General features: G+C 62.6%; 22 protein-coding genes. 8 read left to right on the top strand and 14 right to left on the bottom strand.

What is annotated here, in order from left to right:
* Positions 1-61 precede the first annotated feature (61 nt).
* From FEV53_RS02420 to FEV53_RS02385, 8 genes are all read right to left on the bottom strand, one after another.
* A complete protein-coding gene (locus FEV53_RS02420; protein WP_142833230.1) occupies positions 62-1,306 on the bottom strand; it encodes an aspartate kinase in 1,245 nt (414 codons plus the stop codon).
* 69 nt (positions 1,307-1,375) lie between these two features.
* Positions 1,376-2,020, bottom strand: a complete 645-nt coding sequence (locus FEV53_RS02415) for a YrbL family protein (protein WP_142833229.1) — start codon at positions 2,018-2,020, stop codon at positions 1,376-1,378.
* Between the two features lie 155 nt (positions 2,021-2,175).
* Positions 2,176-3,234 carry a TRAP transporter substrate-binding protein gene (locus FEV53_RS02410; RefSeq protein ID WP_142833228.1) on the bottom strand — a complete coding sequence of 353 codons (1,059 nt, stop codon included), beginning with the start codon at positions 3,232-3,234 and terminating at the stop codon, positions 2,176-2,178.
* A 64-nt stretch (positions 3,235-3,298) separates the two neighbouring features.
* Complete coding sequence (locus FEV53_RS02405) at positions 3,299-4,585, bottom strand: TRAP transporter large permease (protein ID WP_142833227.1); 1,287 nt, start codon at positions 4,583-4,585, stop codon at positions 3,299-3,301.
* Between the two features lie 4 nt (positions 4,586-4,589).
* A complete protein-coding gene (locus tag FEV53_RS02400) occupies positions 4,590-5,171 on the bottom strand; it encodes a TRAP transporter small permease (protein ID WP_142833226.1) in 582 nt (193 codons plus the stop codon).
* Positions 5,172-5,191: 20 nt separating this feature from the next.
* Complete coding sequence (locus FEV53_RS02395) at positions 5,192-5,677, bottom strand: flavin reductase family protein (protein ID WP_142833225.1); 486 nt, start codon at positions 5,675-5,677, stop codon at positions 5,192-5,194.
* Positions 5,674-6,561 (bottom strand): aldo/keto reductase, encoded by an 888-nt coding sequence (locus tag FEV53_RS02390; protein WP_142833224.1) that lies wholly within the window; start codon positions 6,559-6,561, stop codon positions 5,674-5,676. The genes FEV53_RS02395 and FEV53_RS02390 overlap by 4 nt, the downstream gene beginning before the upstream one ends.
* Positions 6,561-7,715 carry an LLM class flavin-dependent oxidoreductase gene (locus tag FEV53_RS02385; RefSeq protein WP_142833223.1) on the bottom strand — a complete coding sequence of 385 codons (1,155 nt, stop codon included), beginning with the start codon at positions 7,713-7,715 and terminating at the stop codon, positions 6,561-6,563. The genes FEV53_RS02390 and FEV53_RS02385 overlap by 1 nt, the downstream gene beginning before the upstream one ends.
* An 85-nt stretch (positions 7,716-7,800) precedes the next feature.
* Between FEV53_RS02385 and FEV53_RS02380 the strand changes: the two genes are divergently transcribed.
* The 7 genes from FEV53_RS02380 (at position 7,801) to FEV53_RS02350 (ending at position 12,914) form a co-directional block, all read left to right on the top strand.
* Positions 7,801-8,478, top strand: a complete 678-nt coding sequence (locus FEV53_RS02380; RefSeq protein ID WP_142833222.1) for a GntR family transcriptional regulator — start codon at positions 7,801-7,803, stop codon at positions 8,476-8,478.
* Between the two features lie 13 nt (positions 8,479-8,491).
* Positions 8,492-9,580: a Gfo/Idh/MocA family protein gene (locus FEV53_RS02375; protein WP_142833221.1), complete on the top strand. Its 1,089-nt coding sequence runs from the start codon at positions 8,492-8,494 to the stop codon at positions 9,578-9,580.
* A gap of 71 nt (positions 9,581-9,651) precedes the next feature.
* A complete protein-coding gene (locus tag FEV53_RS02370; RefSeq protein WP_142833220.1) occupies positions 9,652-9,894 on the top strand; it encodes a twin-arginine translocase TatA/TatE family subunit in 243 nt (80 codons plus the stop codon).
* 23 nt (positions 9,895-9,917) lie between these two features.
* The gene (tatB, locus tag FEV53_RS02365) at positions 9,918-10,391 is read left to right on the top strand and encodes a Sec-independent protein translocase protein TatB (RefSeq protein ID WP_142833219.1); all 474 of its coding nucleotides are present in this window, start codon (positions 9,918-9,920) and stop codon (positions 10,389-10,391) included.
* The gene (gene tatC, locus FEV53_RS02360; RefSeq protein WP_142833218.1) at positions 10,388-11,299 is read left to right on the top strand and encodes a twin-arginine translocase subunit TatC; all 912 of its coding nucleotides are present in this window, start codon (positions 10,388-10,390) and stop codon (positions 11,297-11,299) included. Before tatB ends, tatC begins: the two co-directional genes overlap by 4 nt.
* The gene (locus tag FEV53_RS02355) at positions 11,296-12,132 is read left to right on the top strand and encodes an ATP-binding protein (RefSeq protein ID WP_142833217.1); all 837 of its coding nucleotides are present in this window, start codon (positions 11,296-11,298) and stop codon (positions 12,130-12,132) included. Before tatC ends, FEV53_RS02355 begins: the two co-directional genes overlap by 4 nt.
* 20 nt (positions 12,133-12,152) lie before the next feature.
* A complete protein-coding gene (locus FEV53_RS02350; protein WP_142833216.1) occupies positions 12,153-12,914 on the top strand; it encodes an SDR family NAD(P)-dependent oxidoreductase in 762 nt (253 codons plus the stop codon).
* 132 nt (positions 12,915-13,046) lie between these two features.
* On the opposite strand, the gene FEV53_RS02345 is transcribed toward FEV53_RS02350, so the two are convergent.
* The 5 genes from FEV53_RS02345 to FEV53_RS02325 all read right to left on the bottom strand — a co-directional run bounded on the left by FEV53_RS02345 (position 13,047) and on the right by FEV53_RS02325 (position 19,140).
* On the bottom strand, positions 13,047-14,186 hold the full coding sequence (locus FEV53_RS02345; protein WP_142833215.1) for a M23 family metallopeptidase: 1,140 nt from the start codon (positions 14,184-14,186) through the stop codon (positions 13,047-13,049).
* A 65-nt stretch (positions 14,187-14,251) separates the two neighbouring features.
* Positions 14,252-14,893, bottom strand: a complete 642-nt coding sequence (locus tag FEV53_RS02340) for a protein-L-isoaspartate(D-aspartate) O-methyltransferase (RefSeq protein WP_142833214.1) — start codon at positions 14,891-14,893, stop codon at positions 14,252-14,254.
* A complete protein-coding gene (gene surE / locus FEV53_RS02335) occupies positions 14,890-15,672 on the bottom strand; it encodes a 5'/3'-nucleotidase SurE (protein WP_142833213.1) in 783 nt (260 codons plus the stop codon). The genes FEV53_RS02340 and surE overlap by 4 nt, the downstream gene beginning before the upstream one ends.
* A gap of 91 nt (positions 15,673-15,763) precedes the next feature.
* Entirely contained in the window at positions 15,764-16,531 is a 768-nt protein-coding gene (locus FEV53_RS02330) for a LamB/YcsF family protein (protein WP_142833212.1), read from the bottom strand.
* Positions 16,532-16,578: 47 nt separating this feature from the next.
* Positions 16,579-19,140, bottom strand: coding sequence for a hybrid sensor histidine kinase/response regulator (locus FEV53_RS02325; protein ID WP_142833211.1), 2,562 nt, complete (start codon positions 19,138-19,140; stop codon positions 16,579-16,581).
* A gap of 368 nt (positions 19,141-19,508) precedes the next feature.
* On the opposite strand from FEV53_RS02325, the gene FEV53_RS02320 reads away from it, so the two are divergent.
* Positions 19,509-20,114: a response regulator transcription factor gene (locus tag FEV53_RS02320; RefSeq protein WP_142833210.1), complete on the top strand. Its 606-nt coding sequence runs from the start codon at positions 19,509-19,511 to the stop codon at positions 20,112-20,114.
* Positions 20,115-20,137: 23 nt separating this feature from the next.
* On the opposite strand, the gene FEV53_RS20740 is transcribed toward FEV53_RS02320, so the two are convergent.
* A complete protein-coding gene (locus tag FEV53_RS20740) occupies positions 20,138-20,281 on the bottom strand; it encodes a hypothetical protein (RefSeq protein ID WP_185962066.1) in 144 nt (47 codons plus the stop codon).
* Positions 20,282-20,298: the final 17 nt, after the last annotated feature.

The raw sequence follows: 20,298 nt of genomic DNA, 5'->3' as shown, positions 1-20,298 counted from the left end.
TGGGAGCACCCTAACGGGCAATCACAGGCCTTTGCAAAGGGATAAAAGGACGCCCAAAAGGCTAGGCGTCGCCGGCTTTTTCCAGCTCGAACGCATCATGGAGGGTCTGCACCGCCAGTTCGAGATACTTGCGGTCCACCAGAACAGAGACCTTGATCTCTGAGGTGGTGATGACCTTGATGTTGATGTTGTCACCCATCAGGGCCTCGAACATCTTTGCCGCGACACCGGTATGGGAGCGCATGCCGATGCCCACCACGGAGATCTTGCAGACATCGCTGTCCACGACCAGATCGCCATAGGACAGCTCACCGCGATCGGTGGCATCCTTGATCGCCTTTTCGGCGCGGGCCACCTGATCCACAGGGCAGGAGAAGGTCATGTCCGTCTTGCCGCCCTCGGAGATGTTCTGGACGATCATGTCTACATTCACCCCTGCCTGTGCCAGCGGGACAAAAATGGCCGCTGCCACGCCGGGACGGTCATCCACGTTCACAAGGGTCATCTTCGCTTCGTCGCGGGAATAGGCGACGCCGTTCACAACATGGGATTCCATGATCTCATCCTCTGCACAGACCAGCGTGCCCGCCGTTTCACTGTATTCTTCAAAAGAGCTCAGGACACGCAGTTTGACGCCATAGCGCATGGCGAGTTCCACCGAGCGCGTCTGCAAAACCTTGGCACCCAGCGAGGCCAGCTCCAGCATTTCCTCAAAGGCGATCCGGTCAAGCTTGCGGGCCTTCGACGTGATGCGCGGGTCGGTGGTGTAGACGCCGTCCACATCCGTATAGATGTCGCAACGCACGGCATCGAAGGCTGCCGCAAAGGCCACTGCCGTGGTGTCCGAACCGCCCCGGCCCAGCGTGGTGATCCGACCCTCGGGGCTGATCCCCTGAAAGCCTGCGACCACCGCGACCTGCATGCCTTCGGCAAACTTCGCGTCGAGATTGTCGGTCGGGATCTCCTCGATCCGGGCCGAGCCATGGGCGCCGTTGGTTTTCAGCGGTACCTGCCAACCCTGCCAGGAGCGGGCCGGGATATCCATCTCCTGCAATGTCAGCGCCATGAGCCCGGCGGTCACATTCTCGCCCGAAGACACGACCGCGTCATATTCGCGCGCATCATAGAGCGGTGAGGTCTCATCGACCCAGCCCACCAGCTCGTTCGTTTTGCCGGACATGGCCGACACGATAACGATGACCTCATGGCCGTTGGCGACTTCGCGCGCCACACGCTTGGCCGCCCGCTTGATGCGGTCCAGATTGGCCACCGAGGTGCCGCCAAATTTCATCACGAGACGCGACATGATCGTCCCCTTGTTGATCCGAGCGCGTCTTAGGCAGGCCCGTCGGCAGGTGCAAGAGCGTCCGGCCGGTCAGAGTGCAAAGCTGCGGGACCGGGGATCCCATGTCACATCCAGCCGCCCTGCCAGGTAGGTGCAGGCTGCGTTCAGCCGCCGGTCGTTGAGGCTGCGCGACCACGACCTGAGCGGCAGGGCGGCCTGATCGAGAAACCCGTCGACCATCACCATCCGCCCCTTGGGATCGAGAACGATATTCCGCGGGTTCAGATCGGCGACCACTACGTGAAATTCGGACAGTGCGGCCACGAAACGGTTCAGCGGCGCGATCATCTCGGGCAGTTGCCCGCGCTTGACCCGGGATTTCAGCGTCGGCGCGAGCGTCCCATCGGGGCCCCGTACGGCCTGCCAGAGCGCACCGATGCCCTGTTGCGTGGCCAGATAGCCGTGGAACAGGGGCAGCGGCAGCTCCGCCGCCCGGTCGCCTGCCCGAAGATACCGGGTCTCCTGCATCGCTACCTCACGCGCCATCATCCGGTAGCGGCTCTGTGGTATCAGCCGACGTCGCAGACGTTTCAGCGGCTTCTGGTCCCGCTCTTCCGCCGTGTAGTCCTGAATTTTCAGCAGAACTCCATCGCCCATTCCCGGCACCAGATAAACCCGCCGCCGGGTCCCGGCGGTGACTGGGGTCAGGTCGTCAAGGTTAAGGAGCGTCGTCATAGGGCCGTCACCGTTGCTACCGGATCCGCTTACGGTGGACAGTTGAAAGTTTCCAGAAGAACGTCGGTCTTTAAGGGCGGTCGGAGCGGCTGACACAGCCGACCTGACCGCTGTATCTGGCTCCCTTGCCCAGCGGCTGGGCAAGGGAGGGGGTGTTATTTCGACATGCTCGCTTTGCGCTGCATGTCGATATCGGCCTCGACGGCTTCGACCGTCGCCGTCAGAGCATTGTAGACTTGCTCGCCGCCTTCCACATTGGCCTTGAACCACTCATAGACCGGCTGCGCGGCGTCAGCGAACTGGTCCATTTCATCGGGCGTCGGCACGTAGATATCGCCCCCGGCAGCGGCGAATTCTTCATAGGCGGCGATGGACTTGCGCTTGGGGCTGGCAAAGGTCGCCTGCTGAAGCTGGTAGAATCCGTCCACCACCACCGTTTGCAGATCCTCTGGCATGCCGTTGAACGCTTCGCCGTTCATGAACCACAGGGCGCCCATGTAGGCGTGGCCGTCGAGAGTGAGATATTTCAGACCGGCATCGGGAAATTTCATCCCCATGATGTCGGTGATGCCGTTTTTGGAGCCCTCGACCACGCCGGTTTGCAGCGATGTGAACAGCTCGGGCCACGGGATCGGGGTGGGGGCGGCGCCGAGGGCCTTGACCAGCTCCTGCGGCAGGTCGGCGACCACGGTGCGGATCTTTAGTCCGTCGAGATCGGCGGGGCTCTGGACGCGTTTCTGCGTATTGGCGAAGTTGCGCCAGCCGCCAGTATTGCCGATGGTCATCAGCTTGACCGCGCCGCCGGAGACGTCATCGACCATCTGCTGCATGGTGCTCACGAACTCGGTACCATTGGCGAGCGCCGCCTCGGCCACCCGGTCGCTGGTCATCACGTAGGGCAGGTCAAGGACCTGAACGAACGGGAAAATCCCCGATACACCGCCAGAAGTCGAGATGTAGACATCGATATTGCCGTCTGCCACGCCCTGCAAACACTCGGCCCCGTTCGAGCAGAGCTGCGTGCCCATGAAGATCTCGACGCCAATCTGGCCATTTGAGGCTTGCTCGACATAGCTCTTGAAGACCACGAGCCCGTCATAATCTTCGTCATTCTCGTTCGAGTTGGCCGTGGCGCGGATGGTGTAATCCTGTGCCAGCGCCGTGGTCGTCATCAGCGCCAGCGCGAGGCCCGCGCGGGTCAGGGTTTTCAGCATATTATCCTCCCAGTGGTTGTTCGGTTCTTGGTAAATTTCCACCTAGCCTATGCAAGTTCGCCGCTCAGGCAAAGCCCGTGATGCGAGGGATGAACATGGAAACGGCGGGGATGTAGGTGATCAGCCCGATGACAAAGACCTCGACCGCGAGGAAGGGCAGAATCGCCTTCGAAATGGTCTCGACCCGTTCGCCAGACACGGAGCTGGCCACGAACAGCACCAGGCCCATGGGCGGTGTGGCGAGGCCGACGGTGAGGTTGACGCTCATGATGATGGCGAAATGGATCGGGTCTACGCCGAGGCTGGTAAAGATCGGCCCGAGGATTGGTCCGAGAATAATGATGGCGGGTCCCGCGTCGAGGAACATGCCCACCGCGAAGAGCAACAGGTTGATCAAAAACAGCAGCGTCAGCGGGTTCTCCGACAGGCCAAGGATGAACTCCGCCATGATTTCGGGCGCGTGGGAGAGGGACACAACGGTCTTGAAGGCCATGGCTGCGCCGACGAGCAGCAGCACGACTGCCGAAGTCATGGCGGCGCGGCTCAGGACGTCGGGCAGGTCCCGGAATTTCAGGGTGCGCAGGACGAACAGGCCGATGATCAGCGCATAAGCCACGGCGATGGCGGCGGCTTCGGTGGGGGTGAAGATCCCCAGCAGGATGCCGCCCATGATAATGACCGGGGTCATCAAGGGGAAGAACGCCTTGAGGCTGGCCTGTCCGCGCTCTTTCCACGTGCTCTTGCGGGTGGCCACGGGGAAGTCGTAGCGATCTGCCATGACCTTGGTCACCAGCATCAGCCCCACGCCCACGAGAACACCCGGTACGATCCCGGCGAGGAACAGGGCCGCGACGGATTCCCCCATAACGTAGGCATAGATAATCATGATGCCCGAGGGGGGGATGATCGGGCCGATGACGCTGGAGGCCGCGGTTATCGCGGCGGCAAACCGGCGGGTGTAGCCTTGTTTCTCCATCGCCGGGATCAGCATGGAGCCCAGCGCGGAGGTGTCCGCCACCGCCGAGCCGGACAGCCCGGCAAATAGCATTGAGGACAACACGTTCACATGAGCCAGCCCGCCCCGCAGATGGCCCATCAGGGCTTGGGAAAATTCCACCAGCCGCTCGGTGATACCGCCGCGATTCATCAGCTCGCCCGCGAGCATGAAAAACGGGATCGCCATCAGAGGAAAGCTGTCCATCCCGTTATACAGGTTGCGGTAGAGGAGCGTCAGTTCCCGCTCCTGTCCACTGAGCCAGAGCAGAATGCCGGGCGCAGCCAGCAGGCAGAAAAACACCGGCAGTCCAAGCATGAGGAAGGTGAGGAAGACGGGGAGAAACCAGATCAGCATGGACTCACTCCGTCAGCAGGGTTGTGTCGGCGGGGGCGAGGGGCTTGAGATCCTGCGCGCCGAAGAGGATCAGAAGATCCCGCAGGATCAACTCGATATTGACGATGAACAGAAGGACGAAGCCCACAAAGATCGAACTCATCATCCACGAGCGCGGCACCCGGTACCATCCCTCTGGCGTGGGCAGCCAGAGCGAGGCGGTGGCGAAACGTCCGCCAAAGCCCGTTACTTCGGCCAGGCCGATCCACATTCCCACCCAGAGCACCACACCCGCGATAGTCAGCAGCACCAGCGCAAGGAGCGCCGCCGGGATGCGGGGGAGGGCCATGGGAAGCGTGTCAATGGCGACGAAGCCGCCCCGCCGGTAGGCGATGGGGGCCATCAGGCCGGTCAGCCACAACATGCAGAACCGCGCCGCTTCATCCGGCCAGGGCAGCGCGCTGTTCAGGACGTAGCGAAAGAACACCTGGATCAGGATTGCGAGCACCATCAGGGCGATGGCGACGACCGAAATCCAGCGACCCACAGGATGCACGAGGTCGTTAAAGCGCTCGAACGGCCAGAGCAGTGCTCTCAGTATCGCCATGGTCCCCCTCTCAAGCCTGCTCAGTGCTCTGAAAACGCGCCATATTTGCCTCCCGCGAAGACCAGCGGAGGGCCTTCCTGATGTTCCGCGTCGAGGATGCGGCCCAGCACGATGGAATGATCGCCTGCGTCATGCACCGCATAAGTCTCGCAGAGAAACCGCGCGAGGCAACCCTCGATCAGCGGGGTGCCTTCGGGACCTTCGTGCCAATGGAGTTGGTCGAACGGATTGCCGTCTCGCACAAAGAGCGAAGAGGTGTCCTTTTGCGCGGCGGCCATCACGTGGACGGCAAAGCGTGTGCACTCCGTGAACGGCCGATAGCGGCGTGAGGATTTCGCAGGCATCCACATGAGGAGCGGCGGGTCGAGGGAGACCGACGAAAACGAGTTCGCCGTGATCCCCAGCGGCCCCTCAGGGGTGCACGTGGTGATCACAGTTACGCCAGTGGCGTAGCGCCCGAAGGCTGCGCGCAACTCCTCGGGAGTGAACGGGACCATGTCGCTCATGGCACCTCATGTCCCAGCGCGTGGGTGTAGAGCTGATACCACGCCTCACGGTCCATGGGCACCTTCAGCGCGTCCGAGAGGCTGGCAATGCGGTCGAGGTTGTTGGTGCCCATCACCGGTACGATCCCGGCCGGATGCGCCAGCAGCCACGCCACAGCGACGGCGGCGCGGTCCACACGTGCCTCGCTTGCCATAGCATCCATGGCCTCGGTCAGCGGCCCCGATCCGGTCATCAGGCTGCCGCCGCCCAAAGGCGACCACGCCATGGGGCGGATGCGGCGTTCCTGAAGGTACGCCAGATCGCCATTGGTAAACGGCGCGATGCAATCGAGGCTCATCTCGATCTGGTTGGTGACCAGCGGCGTCTTCATCGCCGATTGCAGGAGCGTCCAGTCATGGAGCTTGAAATTCGACACGCCCACGCTGCGGATCTTTCCCTGCGCGACCAGCTCGTCAAGTATCTTGCCGGTCTCCTCGGGGTCCATGAACGGGTCGGGTCGGTGGACCAGTAACAGGTCGATCCGATCAATCCCCATAAGCCGCAGCGAGGTGTCCACCGAGCGCGCGATGTGGGCGCGGGAGGTGTTGTAGTGCTTGACCGCCGTATTCGCATGACGCCCGGCAGGTGCGACAATGTCGCATTTCGTGACGATCTCGATCCGGCGTTTCTGCTCAGGCTTCAGGGCGCGGCCCAGCACCTCCTCGGCCATATAGCCGCCATAGATATCAGCCTGATCGAGGGTGGTGATGCCCTGATCGAGACAGGCGTCGATCTTGGCACGCACTGTTTCGGGGGCGGTATCCACGCCCTCATCGGCGAGGCGCCACATGCCGTAGACGATGCGGCTGATCTCAAGGTCGGGCGAAAGGCGGACGCGGTCCATTACTTGCGGTCTCCGTTACCAAGCGGGGTGGCCGGGACGCCTTCGGGCACCCGACCGTAAACATGGGGAAGCGAACAGGTTTGCAGCTCCGGCAGGACACGCTGACCGAAATGGCGGCATTCGTCCAGATGCGGATAGCCCGACAGGATGAAAGCGCGCAGGCCCATCTTGCGGTAGGCCTCCAACTCGCTGAGGATCTGGTCGGTCGATCCCACCAGCGCCGCGCCACAGCCCGACCGGGCGCGGCCGATGCCGGTCCACAGGTGGGGCTCCACGTAGCCGAACTGATCTGCCAGTTCCCTGGCGCGGGCCTGATGGGACACCCCAAGCGAGGCCGAATCATGGGCGCGCTCGCGAATGAGCCGCCCGTATTCGTCATCCAGCGCGGCGGTCAGATGCTCGGCGTAGTCGCGCGCCTCGGCCTCCGTGTCTCGCACGATCACATGGACGCGCAGCCCGTAGTCGAGCGTCCGGCCATAGCGCTCGGCCACGGCGTGGACGGCCTTCATGCGCTCGGCGAGTTGCTCCTTGGGTTCGGGCCACATCAGATAGACGTCGCAATGTTCCCCGCACAGCTCCAGCGCCGCCGGGGAATACCCACCGAAATACAGGAGCGGCCCGCCGGTCTGGTAGGGCTTAGCTGGTGCGGTCGTCAGACCCTGAAAATTATAGATCTCGCCTTCGAAATTGATCTCGTCCCGCGTCCAGGCCTGTTTCAGGATCTGCACGACCTCACGCGAGCGTTGGTAGCGATAGGCGCTGTCGGCGGTCTCCCCGGGGAAATCGGAGGAGATGACGTTCAGGGTCAGCCTTCCATGCAGCATGTGATCGAGGGTCGCGACGGTCCGGGCCAGCATAATCGGCTGCATCTCGCCACAGCGAATCGCAGCCAGGAAGTTCATCCGCTCGGTCAGGGGGGCCATCCCGGCGACAAAACTCAGCGTATCCTGACCGACCTGATAGGAGGACGGGCACAGGATGTTGCGAAACCCCTGTGCCTCGGCCTCACGGGCGATGGTCGAACAGTGGCCAAAGCTCGACCGCAGATCCCCGTCGGGCACGCCGAGCTGGCGGTAGTCGTCGGAACACAGCGCGGCGAACCATGAAACCTCGGCAGCGTCGAGATCGGCGGATGTGACGGGAACAACGGTCATTGCGGGTCTCATGTTAGGGCTACAGGCTTGCGTAACAAGACGGTACGTGTAAATCAATCCTATATCAATTGACCCGGGGTCATCGGTGAGCGAACCTGTCTATCGCCAGATCAGCGACGATTTGCTGCGCCAGATTGGCACGGGGCAGCTGCTCGAGGGCGACCGCCTGCCGACCGAGCGGGAGCTGGCCAAGCTTTATGATGTGGCGGTGGGAACAGTGCGCAGAGGGCTCGAAGAGTTGCAGGCGCAGGGGCTTCTGGAGCGGCGTCAGGGCTCCGGTAATTACGTCTGCTCGGTGCGCGAGGCCGGGGGGCTCTATGGGTTTTTCCGTCTGGAAAAGCCCGGTGGCGGGGGGCTGCCGGGAGCGGAGGTGCTGTCTGTTGACGATGTGACCGCGCCGGACGGAGCGGCGTTTGCGCGCGCCCATCGCATTAGGCGACGGCGCCGTCTCGATGGCGAGGCCGTGGCGGTCGAAGAGATCTTCGTCGATGCCGCGTTGACGCCGGGTCTGGATTGCAAGGCTCTCGGGGCCTCGCTTTATCAAACCTATCTTGCTGGCTGGGGGCTCAGGATTGTCCGGATCGAGGATCGCTGCGCCGCGGGCGCCTTGCCGGCCTGGGGGGCGACGGCGCTGGAGCTGACCTCGGGACAGCCCATGGGTCAGGTTCTGCGCCGGGCCTGGGATCACGAGGGCCGGGAGGTCGAATATTCGGTGACATGGTTTGACCCCGAGCGGGCCCATCACGTCACACGCACGCGCTGAGGGAGGGCCGGAGATGGTCAAGCGTCTGACTTACGGGATGATCGGCTGCGGCATGATGGGGCAGGAGCACCTGCGCAACATCGCGCTGTTGGAGGGCGTGGAGGTCACGCGCTATCTGGAGCCGGATCCGGGGATGGCAGGGGCCACTGCGCGGTTGATCCCGAGGGCGATCCGGGCGGCGACCATCGGGGACATGCTGGGCCATGGGGATCTCGATGCGGTGATCATCGCCTCGCCCAATTATTTGCACGTGCCGCAGATCATGGAGATCGCGAACCACCGTTCCCTGCCTCTGCTGGTCGAAAAGCCGCTCTACACCACGCCCGAGCAGGCGGAGGCGTTGCAGGCCATAGGCTACCCTCAGCCGATCTGGGTTGCGATGGAATATCGCTACATGCCCGCTATCGCGGCCTTTCTGGAGCACGCCGACGCCGTCACCGGCGGTCCGGTGCAACTCGCGATTCGCGAGCACCGCTTTCCGTTTCTGGAAAAGGTCGGGGACTGGAATCGTTTCAACGCGTTTTCCGGCGGCACGTTCGTCGAAAAATGCTGCCATTTTTTCGACCTCATGCGCCTGATCCTTAAGTCCGAGCCGGTGCGGGTCATGGCCAGTGCCGGTCAGGCGGTGAACCATCGGGACGAGGATTACGCAGGCCGCGCGCCGGATATCCTTGATTCGGGCTTTGTGATCGTCGAGTTCGAAAATGGCTCCCGGGCCATGCTTGAACTCTGCATGTTCGCCGAAGGGTCCGGTTATCAGGAGGAGCTCTCCCTCGTCGGTCCGGCGGGGAAAATCGAGGCGCTGGTCCCCGGTCCGGTCCGCCACGCGCCTACGGGGCAGGTCCCCGTGGGCAAGGTCATCGTCAGCCCGCGTCAGGGCAGCGCACCGGTGACGACGGAATTTCCTGTCGATCCCAACCTTCTGGAGGCAGGCGATCATAACGGCGCCACGTTCTTTCAGCACCAGCGCTTTGCCGCGATGCTGCGGGGGCAGGGCGCGGTCGAAGTCACACTGGGCGACGGGGCCAGGGCGGTGGCCATGGGGCTGGCGGCTCAGCGCTCGGCGGAGACTGGACAGGCCGTCCGGCTCGACGATCTGTGAGCGCTTAGTCCTTCACCTTGGCGCGGCGATCCCTTACATGGGGATGAGTGACACGCGTGAAGGGACTTCTCATGCTCAACAATATCGGTCTTCCCGGCCTTCTACTCATCGCGATCGTCGTGCTGGTCCTGTTTGGCCGCGGCAAGATTTCCTCGCTGATGGGCGAAGTCGGCAAGGGCATCACCGCATTCAAGCGCGGCGTGAGCGAAGGCGGCGAAGAGGACAAATCCTCCAAGCAGATCGAGGCCAAGGACGAGGTCGCGGCCCCCGCCGTGCACACCTCCACCGCTGACACCGACAGCACCAAGAGCTGACGCCTTAGGCCGGAGGCCGCTGGATGTTCGACATCGGAATGACCGAATTGCTGGTCATCGGCGTCACGGCACTGATCGTCGTGGGGCCGAAGGACTTGCCGGGCATGTTTCGCGCCCTGGGCCGGTTCATGGGCAAGGCGCGTGCCATGGGGCGCGAGTTCCAGCGTGCCATGGAAGACGCGGCTGACGAGTCGGGCGTGCGCGATGCGGCCAATGAGCTGAAGGGGCTTTCGAACCCCAAACGCTACGGCATCGACAAGCTGAACGAGGCTGCGGATGCGTTCGAGAAATGGGACCCGATGACCTCCCCGGCGAAACCCGGCCCGGCGACCAAAGCCATGGCCGAGGATCGCGCCGCCCGGACCGAGAGCGCCAAGGCTGCAGCCGCAGAGCGCGCCGCCGCTCGTGATGCTGATCCGGTGCCGTCTGACGGTCCCGCGAAAACCACCGGCACGGCCGCTGCCTCGCCCCTCACCTCCGGAGACACATCCGAATGAGCGCCGCCGACCGCGACGAGATCGACGATTCCGCCGCCCCGCTGATCGAACATCTGGCCGAACTACGCACCCGACTGATCCGCGCCGTCTTGGCCTTTCTGGCGGGGATGGTGGTCTGCTTCACCGTCGCGACGCCGATTTTCAACTTCCTGACCGCGCCGCTCTGTCAAGTGCTCTCCGAGCGCGGGCAGGATTGCGACCTGATTTTCATCTCGCCGCAAGAAGGATTCTTCGTTGCGATCAAGGTCTCCCTGCTGGGCGGCCTGTTTCTGTCCTTTCCGATCATCGCGCACCAGCTCTGGCGGTTCGTGGCACCGGGGCTCTACAAATCGGAAAAGGGCGCCTTTTTGCCCTTCCTCATCGCGTCGCCCTTCATGTTCGTGGCTGGCGCGGCTTTCGCGTTCTACGTCGTCACGCCGCTGGCTTATGATTTCTTCCTTGGCTTCCAGCAGTTTGGTGCTGAAGGCGAGGCCGTGACGCCGGAAGAAAGCGCGCCGCTCTCGGTGGTGTTTCAGGGCTCGGCCCAAGAGTACCTGAACCTGACGATCAAGTTCATCGTTGCCTTCGGCCTCTGCTTTCAGTTGCCGGTGCTCCTGACCCTGATGGGCAAGGCCGGGCTGGTTTCTGCGCGGGGCCTTGGGGATATGCGGAAATTTGCCGTGGTGGGCATTCTGGTCCTCGCTGCGCTGGTGACTCCGCCGGATGTGATCACTCAAGTGATCCTCTTTGTCGTGGTCTACGGGCTCTATGAGGTGTCCATCTTCCTCGTCCGTCGGGTGGAGAAGAAGCGTGTCGAGGAGCTCCGCGCCGAAGGCATTCTGGGCGAGGACGAAGATCTCTACGACTTCGACGATCTGGGCGATGATGAGCCGGAGGACGAACCCGAAGACGAGACGAAGCGCCTGTGAGTGACCCGCTGATCCGCATCGCCGAGGCGCTGGAACGTCTCTCCCCGCCCCCCGGCGACATGCCTGATTTTGATGCGGCAGATGCGTTTCTCTGGCACACGGGACCGGGGCGGCTGGAGCCGGTTCCGCAGGTCTCACGGGTGTCGCTGGACCTGCTGGTCGGTATCGACCGGGCGCGGAATATCCTGCTGGAGAACACCCGACAGTTTGCCGCCGGCCTGCCCGCGAACAACGCGCTTCTCTGGGGCGCGCGGGGTATGGGGAAATCCAGCCTCGTCAAAGCCGTGCATGGCGCCCTTTGTGACGATCACCCGCTGAAGATTGTGGAGCTGGCGCGCGAGGATCTTCCCTCGGTGGCGGATCTGCTGACGGTCCTGCGTGCGGCGACGGGTTATCGGTTCCTGCTGTTCTGTGACGACCTGTCCTTTAGCCACGACGACCAGCACTACAAATCGCTCAAGGCGGTACTCGATGGCGGCATTGCCGGGCGTCCTGAGAATGTGCTGTTCTACGCGACCTCGAACCGGCGCCATCTGATGCCGCGGGATATGATCGAGAACGAGCGCAGCTCCGCGATCAACCCGTCGGAGGCTATCGAGGAAAAGGTGTCTCTGTCGGATCGGTTCGGCCTCTGGCTTGGCTTCCATCCCTGCGATCAGGACGAGTATCTCGCGATGATCCGCGGCTATTGTGAGGCTTATGGGGTCGAGGTCGATGATGAGACTCTGCGCGCCGAGGCGCTGGAATGGCAGGTTACGCGCGGGGCCCGTTCGGGCCGGGTCGCGTGGCAGTTCTTTACCGACCTCGCAGGACGAAAGGGTGTCCGTCTCTGAGGTCAGACCGGGAGGACGACATGCAGATTGACGGAATGGCGGCCATCGTCACGGGCGCGGCGTCGGGGCTCGGGGCCGCGACGGCGACCCGGCTTGCAGAGCTGGGCGCAAAGGTCGCGGTTTTCGACCTGAACGCGGAGGCGGCAGAGGCGCAGGCCAGTCAGATCGGCGGTTTGGGAATCGGGGTCGATGTCGCCTCCGAAGCGGGGGTCAAAGAGGCCATCGCGCGCGCGGCCGAAACTCATGGACCGGCCCGGATCCTCGTGAACTGCGCCGGGGTTGTGCCGGCGGGCAAGCTTGTCGGGCGCGATGGCAAGGGTTTGCCACTGGCGGAATTCACCCGCGGGATCGAGGTAAACCTGACTGGCACGGTGAACGTGATTACCCGCTTTGCCGAAGCCCTGACCGGCGTGGTACCGTTGGGCGAAGAGCGCGCGGTGATCGTGAACACGGCCAGCGTGGCAGCTTATGACGGGCAGATTGGGCAGGCCTCCTATGCGGCGTCAAAGGGCGCCGTTGCCGCTCTGACCCTGCCGCTGGCGCGCGAATTCGCCCGCGACGCCATCCGCGTCATGTGCATCGCACCGGGCCTGTTCCTGACTCCGATGCTCAAGGGCTTGCCGCAGGAAGTGCAGGACAGCCTCGGAGCGCAGGTGCCCTTTCCGCCGCGTCTGGGACGACCGGAGGAATACGCACAGCTCGTCGAATCGATCCTGCGCAATCCGATGCTCAATGGCGAGGTCATCCGGCTCGACGGCGCCATCCGGATGGCGCCGCGCTGAGACGCAGGGCCGCCGTGCGACCTCCGGTCGTCTTTGTGTTCCCAAATACCCAAATCCGGGCCTTTCCCCCCGACCCTGCCGCCCAATTCGGCGGGTCGGTTAGCACGGCGGTTCGGTTCCGGGTCTGGCGCCTCAGTCGAGATACTTCGAGGGATCTGCGCTCTCGAACCCTTCACGCACCTCGAAATGCACGACGGACGGGCTCTGGCGCCGGACTTTGGCGATGGTCTGGCCACGCTTTACCGTATCGCCTTTAGACACGGTGATTCCCTCGACACCTGCATAGACGGTGAGCAGGTTGCCGGCATGGCGCAGAACGAGGATCGGCACCTGATCGGTGTCGCGGGTGATCGCGGCGACGGTGCCGCTTGCGGCGGCCTTCACCGCAGCTCCAGCGGGCGCGGCAATGTCGATGCCGTCATTCTTGCCCTTGGAGTAAGCGCGCACAACATCGCCCTGTACCGGATAAATCAGTCTGGATCCGCTGGCCGACGCCGATGTGGTGTTTTGCGCCAGATTGGCAGGCTTCGGCGTGTCTTTTGGCGGTGCCTGGGTGGCGTTTTCTGCCGGAAGAGGAGCCGCCGCCGAAGGAGGCACCGGGGCGACGGTGCCCTGTCCGGGCTGTGTCGTGCGGTTGGCGACAGGCGCAGCCACCGGGATCAGCAGATACGATCCCCGGCGCACGGTCATGTTGCTGTCGAGGCTGTTCCACTCGGCCAGCGCCCTGACCGGAACATTGTATTTACGGGCGATAGAGAACGCGGTTTCGCCGGCCTGGACCTGATGGCGCACGGGCTCGCGCGCCTTCACCGGCTGGACAGGAGCACCGTTGATCGCCGCCTGCGCCCGGTCTTCGAGCGATGTCGTCGCGACCGGCTCGGCCACGCGGATCGGACCAGCGACCGGCGCGCCGGTTGCGGGCGATGGCTCGGACACGCGGCGGGGCAGGGCGATCACCTCGCCGGGGCGCAGTGCCTGGTTCTCCGGCACGCCGTTATAACTCGCCAGCTCACGGGCCGGCAGTCCCACGCGTGCCGCGATCGTTTGCACCGTATCGCCCCGTCGGGCCACGGCCACCTGATAGGTTGGGTAGGAAATCACACCGCGATTGTCGGGGCTTGGCCGCGCGGCCACCGCCTGCTCGACCGCCGGGGTGGTGTCGAAGGCGTCGCCCAGGTTATCGCGCAGGTCGATGTCAAACCCCTCGGTCGTGTCGCTACACCCGGTCACCACGAGACCGGCAAGCGCGACGGGCCAGATCGAACGGATCATCTGCTCTTCCTCTTTGCCTGTGGCGGCGCGTCTCTGCGCGCTTCGCCGGAGTTGTTATCGTCGGATCAGTCCAGTTCCACCCCTTCGAGGAGGGGCACGAAGCGGACGGTCTCCAGCTCTTCGTAATCATAGCCTGTGTCGTGTCGGGTGACCTTGACCAGCGTTTGCACATGGTCAGACTGCCCGACGGGCACGACCATGCTACCGCCAACCCGCAACTGCGCCAAGAGCGGACCCGGCGGGTCCTCGGCAGCGGCGGTCACGAGAATGCGATCAAACGGGGCCTGTTCGGGCAATCCGCGCCCGCCATCGGCGGCCAGCACGGTGACATTGGCGATGCCGAGCTGGTCGAGTACGGTCTGAGCCGAGCGGGCCAGGGGCCGGTGCCGGTCCACAGTGTAGACCCGACGACACAGGTGGCTGAGGATCGCGGCCTGATAGCCAGAGCCCGTGCCCACCTCCAGCACCTTGTCGCGCGTCTGCACGTCCAGCGCCTGCGTCATCAGTCCGACGATGGACGGCTGCGAGATGGTCTGGCCGCAGGCGATGGGCAGGGGCGTGTCCTCATAGGCGCGCGCCTCAAAGACGCCACCGACAAAGAGCTGCCGGTCAACCTTTTCCATCGCCGTCAACACACGGGGATCGCGCACGCCGCGCGAGCGCAGCGTGAACAGGAACTGCATCCGGGCTTCGGCGTCGTAGCTCATTCGAGCGTGTCTCTAAGGCGGTCCACGAGGTCATGGGCGGTCAGATCGCAGCGCATGGGCGTGACGGAGATGCGGTCTTCCATATTCGCGGCCACATCCGTTCCGGGCGCAGTGCGCTCGTTCTGAGGGCCGCCGGTGACATAGAGGAACCGCCGCCCCGAAGGCGAGATATGGGGGGCAACCGCGTGCCCGGCCTTCGTCCGCCAGCCCTGGGTCGTGACGGCGAGCCCCTGGGTTTCGACGGCGGGGCAGGGGGGGAAGTTCACGTTGTAAAACAAACGGTAATCCGCGCTGTCCCAGATTCCATGATCGAGGATCTTACGCACGGTTGCGGTGCCGTGAAGGGTAGCAGGCTCGAACGGGTCGTCGAGATCCTTGTTGCGGGGGCCGTAGAACTGGCTGAGCGCGATGGCGGGCAAGCCTTGCAGGGCCGCCTCCATGGCCGCGCCAATGGTCCCGGAATAGAGTACGTTTTCGCCCGCATTATTGCCCCGATTCACGCCGGACAGCACCAGATCAGGCCGTTCGGGCATGATGTCATGGACCCCGGCCAGCACACAATCGGCGGGAGAGCCTTCGACCGCGTAACGGCGCTCTTCCAGTTTGCTGACGAGGGTGGGGCGGGTGTAGGAGATGCAGTGCCCGACGCCTGACTGCTCAAAGGCCGGGGCGATGGTCCAGACCTCGCCCTCTGGCCCCGCGATCTCGCGCGCGATGCGGTCGAGGACTTTCAGCCCCGGTGCGGTGATGCCGTCGTCATTGGTGATGAGTAAGCGCATGAGAACCCCTTTGGCCCTCTCTAGGGGAGGGGGGATTTACGGGCAAGCGGCTCTGTCAGGTCGTGGCGAGGCGTTGCAGTTGAGACTCGCCTCAGCGCGCTCCGGCAAAGGGACGGATGGCGAGCCCGGCCCCCTCCAGCCGTTCGCGCAGGCGGCGCGCGAGGGCCACGGCGGTGGGCTCATCCCCATGGACACAGATCGTGTCGATCCGGGCGGCGATGCGATTGCCTCCGGCGGTGAGAATCGCGCCTGCGTCAAGCATATCAAGAATCCGGTCGGCGGCCTCATCGGCATCGTGGATCATCGCGCCGGGTTGACCGCGCGGGATCAGCGTGCCGTCTTCGGCGTAGCCGCGATCGGCAAAGATCTCGCCCGCATAGGCGGCGCCCAGATCCCGGGCGACCTGTTCCATGACCGTTCCGCTAAGGACGACGAGGATAATCTCCGGGTCAATGTCCAGCGCGGCCTTATAAGCCGCCCGCGACAACGCCTCATCTGTCATCGCCATGTTGGAGAGCGCGCCGTGGAGCTTGAGATGCCGGATCCGTCCACCTGCGGCCTGCGCCATCGCCTGCGCCGCGCCAAGCTGATATTGGACCATCCGCCCGACGCTCTCGGGAGGCATAGCCATCTTGCGTCGTCCAAAGCCCTGCAGGTCGGGAAAACCCGGATGCGCCCCGAGACCCACCCCGTGGGCCTGTGCCGCAGCCATGGTACGGGCCATCACATCCCAGTCTCCCGCGTGGAACCCGCATGCGATATTGGCTGAACTGACGATGCCGAGCAGGCTCTCATCATCGCCCATCCGCCAATCGCCAAAGGCTTCGCCCATATCGGCATTCAGATCGATTTCGCGCATATACCTCTCCCGCCCGCAACGTTCGGAAGCTATCCCCTGCGCAGGATTCAAATGCAATCGCTCAGGATGGCGTGGGTATCCGTCCAAACCCGATGGAGTGTCTCGGAACCGGGATCTTCGCCCTTCTGGTAGCTGCGCTCCATGCCCTGAAGCGTGGCCACCAGATCGGTTGCTCCGAAAATCGCAGCGCTGCCGGCCATGTTGTGCATATGGCGGGCCAGACTGTCCGGCTCGTCGCCAGAACGGAGTTTTGTGCCAAGTGTATCGTCCATTTCTTGACTGAACCGCTGGAACAGGTCGACGATTGAGCCGCCGACAACTGTTCGCATCTCCTCGAGGTGGTCCAGATCAACGAGCACGGCCTCGCTGTCATCGTCCTCCTCCCAGCTGTCAATTCGTTCGTTAGCGCGCTCAGTGCCGGAAAAATGCCGCGCCATCATGGCACGCACTTTTTCCCGATTCAGCGGCTTGGTGAGGACATCGTTCAGGCCGTCTTTAAGAAACTGCTCGACCTCGGAGGGCAGGACATTGGCGGTCAGGGCGATGATCGGCGTTGACATGTTCGGACCGTCCGAGCCGCGAATGCGCTGCGTCGCCATCCGTCCGTCCATTTCGGGCATCGAGATGTCCATGAAAATCAGATCGAACTGCTCTGCGGCGGCAGCTTCGACCCCTTGCTTGCCGTTGCTGGCAAAGCTGACCGTGTGACCGTCTTCCCGAAGCAGGTCCCCGATTACTTGCTGATTGATGGTGTTGTCTTCGACCACAAGAATTTGTTTGGGCTCGACGACGTTAATCTGCGCCGGAGCCTCCTTGCCGATGGGGAGCTCGGCGGGCCGGGCAATCGGGCGGACGGGCAGGCGGAGCCGAAATGTGCTGCCCTCGCCCAGGTTGCTCTCGACGCTCACCGTTCCGCCAAGGCCGGTGATGAACCGCTTGACGATCCCAAGTCCCAAACCGGTCCCGCCGGCAAACCGATCATAAAGCTCACCAGTGGTGACGAAATCGGAGAAGATCGACTCGAGCTTATCGGGGGGAATGCCAACGCCGGTATCTATGACACGGATTTCAAGCATCGACTGGTCGTCGTCCACACTAGTCTGTTCCAGTTCCAGCGTTATTGTGCCGTCGCGTGTGAACTTCACCGCGTTGCCCACCAGATTGATGAGGACGTGCTGCAGCCGTTCTCCATCAATCTCGATCCAATCGACGTCATCGCCGACCCACCTCCAATTCAGGGTCGTCCCTTGGATGCTTGCGAGCGCCTCCTGGCCGTCCATGATCTCACGGACCATTCCCGGCAGGTGCACGGGATACGCCGCGCGAACATCTGCGCCCGAGTCGTATCTGGTGATGTCCAGGACGTTGTTGACTTGCTGAAGCAGGATCTTGCCGGACACCTCCATATTGCCGATGAGTTTGCGCTCTTGCGGGCCCATCGACCGATCCTGAAGCAGGGAGAGATTGCCGAGGAGACCGTTCAGCGGCGTTCGGATCTCGTGGCTCATCAATGCCAAAAACTCTGATTTCGCACGCTCGCCCGCCAATGCCTGATCCCGGGCTTGCCGAAGAGACAGTTCAGCTTGCTGGCGGCGCGAAATATCGCGCATGAATGCAACGTAGATGCGGCCCATATCCGTGGCCACCGACTGGATCGACATCTCACATGGAAAAATATGGCCATCGGCATGCCGTCCCCGACGCCGGATGCGACCTAGTCCCACGAGCTTTGGAGGCGTTTCCATGGGCCTGCCATCTTCATGCCGCTCGGCCAGCAATGTGCCCATGGGCATCGAGACGGCCCGGTCCGCCGAAAGGCCAAACGTCTCCTCGGCCGCAGCGTTGAACTCGATGATGTGCCAGTGTTCGTCAGCCACCACCACGGCATCAAGTGATGTTCCGACGATCATGTTCATCCGCTGGCTGGTCCGCGCGAGTTGCCGCTTCTCCCGGTTCCGCAGCATGTTCATACGGGTCAGATACCCTGAGATCAGGATCAACAATCCAACCAGCGCAGCCAACACAAGCGCGAGCCGAAAGAGAACAAGTGCCACCGCATCCCGTTCGGCCTCGGCGGCCACCGCCAACCTGTCGAGACCGTTGACCGCCAGACTGCGGATGGCCGGATGCACTTCGCGCGCACGGCCAAGCAAAACATCGATATTATTGGCCAATTCGAGATCTGTGCCATCTATGACAGGGATGGTTTCAGACAGAAACAGCTCAATTTGCGTCAGCGTTTGCCTGAACTCCGTGTGCGATCTCAGCCAGGCGTAGGTCGGCGCGGTAGCGAGCGTATCGATCCGACTATACAGCACATCGAATTGCTGGCGCAGGGGCGCCATATTTTCGTCGCTCGATCCTTCGGTGTGTTCGATAGCCTCGATGAGTTCGAGATACTCAACCTCGGCCTGGGCCAGTCCCCAAAGGAGATTGTCGGACGACGCAGTGCCCAGTTTGCTCAGCTTTTCTGTCACGTCACGCGTCATTGTAATAACGCCGACCAGCAAGGCCAGGCCCAAGGTCACAACGATAATGACCTGGAGCGTCCGTCCACGTCCGGTCTGTAAGGATGGCGCGTCCGCCTGATATTCTATCCGCTGCGGCATGTTGAATTCAGGTCAGATCCATAAAATTTCATAACTGAATGACCATGTACTAAACCAAACGGTATTACCAAGTCACTTAATCGCATAGGAGTTGCTTACTTCGTGTCGGTATCTTGCGCTACTGCGATATGATCCGCAAAATTTTCTTGGACGCCCTGTCCTTTTGGGGAGGGTATGTTCTAACGTGGTGTAGAGGTTACACTAACGAAAGAGTGATTTTCCGCATTTCGTATGGGTTCTCTTTAGGGAAGCGGAAACTTTGTAGTGTAACGATGGCCAAGTATCGGTCAGCCTGACGTCTGAGACGCGCGGGTCAGCAAAGCGGGATCAAATATGATGTCTTTTAATACAGCAGGGTGTTTGAAAACATGCGTGTTCTGATCGCCGATGACCATGATCTGTTGCGCGACACGCTGGTAGCGTTTCTTGCAAATGAGGGGATCGAAACACTGACGGCCGCTTCTTTCGGGGAGGCCATGCAGATTGCCGATTCGGCTACTGGGCTCGATCTTGTTCTGCTTGATTTCAAGATGCCCGGGATGTCAGGACTGGAGGGCGTGCGCAAAGCGCTGGAAAAAGGGTTGCGTGTTGCCGTCATCTCCGGCGAGGCCAATCGCAGCACGGCAGAGCAGGCGCTGGCCTTGGGCGCAATCGGTTTCGTGCCAAAGACCATGCCTGCGAAGTCGATGATCAGCGCGATTCGGTACATGGTCACCGGCGAGAAGTTTGCGCCGGTTGAGTTCATGATCGAGTCGAGCGGCAACTCGGACCATCCGATCGTGCAGAAGCTGAGTGCCCGTGAGTTGCAGGTCCTTGAGGGCCTGACCGAAGGCAAGTCCAACAAGGAAATCGCCCGAGATCTCGATCTGAGCGAGCCGACGGTCAAGCTGCATATCAAGACCATGTATCGCAAGGTAGGCGTCGCCAACCGCACCCAGGCGGCGATGCTGGCGAAGGAAGAGGGTATCTTCTAAGATTCCCCTCCCTCGACGCGGGACTACTCGGAATGTCCCGCTTCTCCCAGCCTGACATTGGACGAGGATTCGGCGTTGGCCGAACTCAGATCCAACGCCGCGAGGATGAAATGCGCGCCGAAGCCGATCACGATGACGGCGGCGAAACCAGCAAGCATGGCCTTCATAGGGCGTACTCCGTGAA

The sequence above is a fragment of the Palleronia caenipelagi genome (genome assembly GCF_007004065.1).
GTDB lineage: Bacteria > Pseudomonadota > Alphaproteobacteria > Rhodobacterales > Rhodobacteraceae > Palleronia > Palleronia caenipelagi.
The sequence above is the reverse complement of the archived record's forward strand: the minus strand, read 5'-3'. Positions and strand labels throughout refer to the sequence as shown.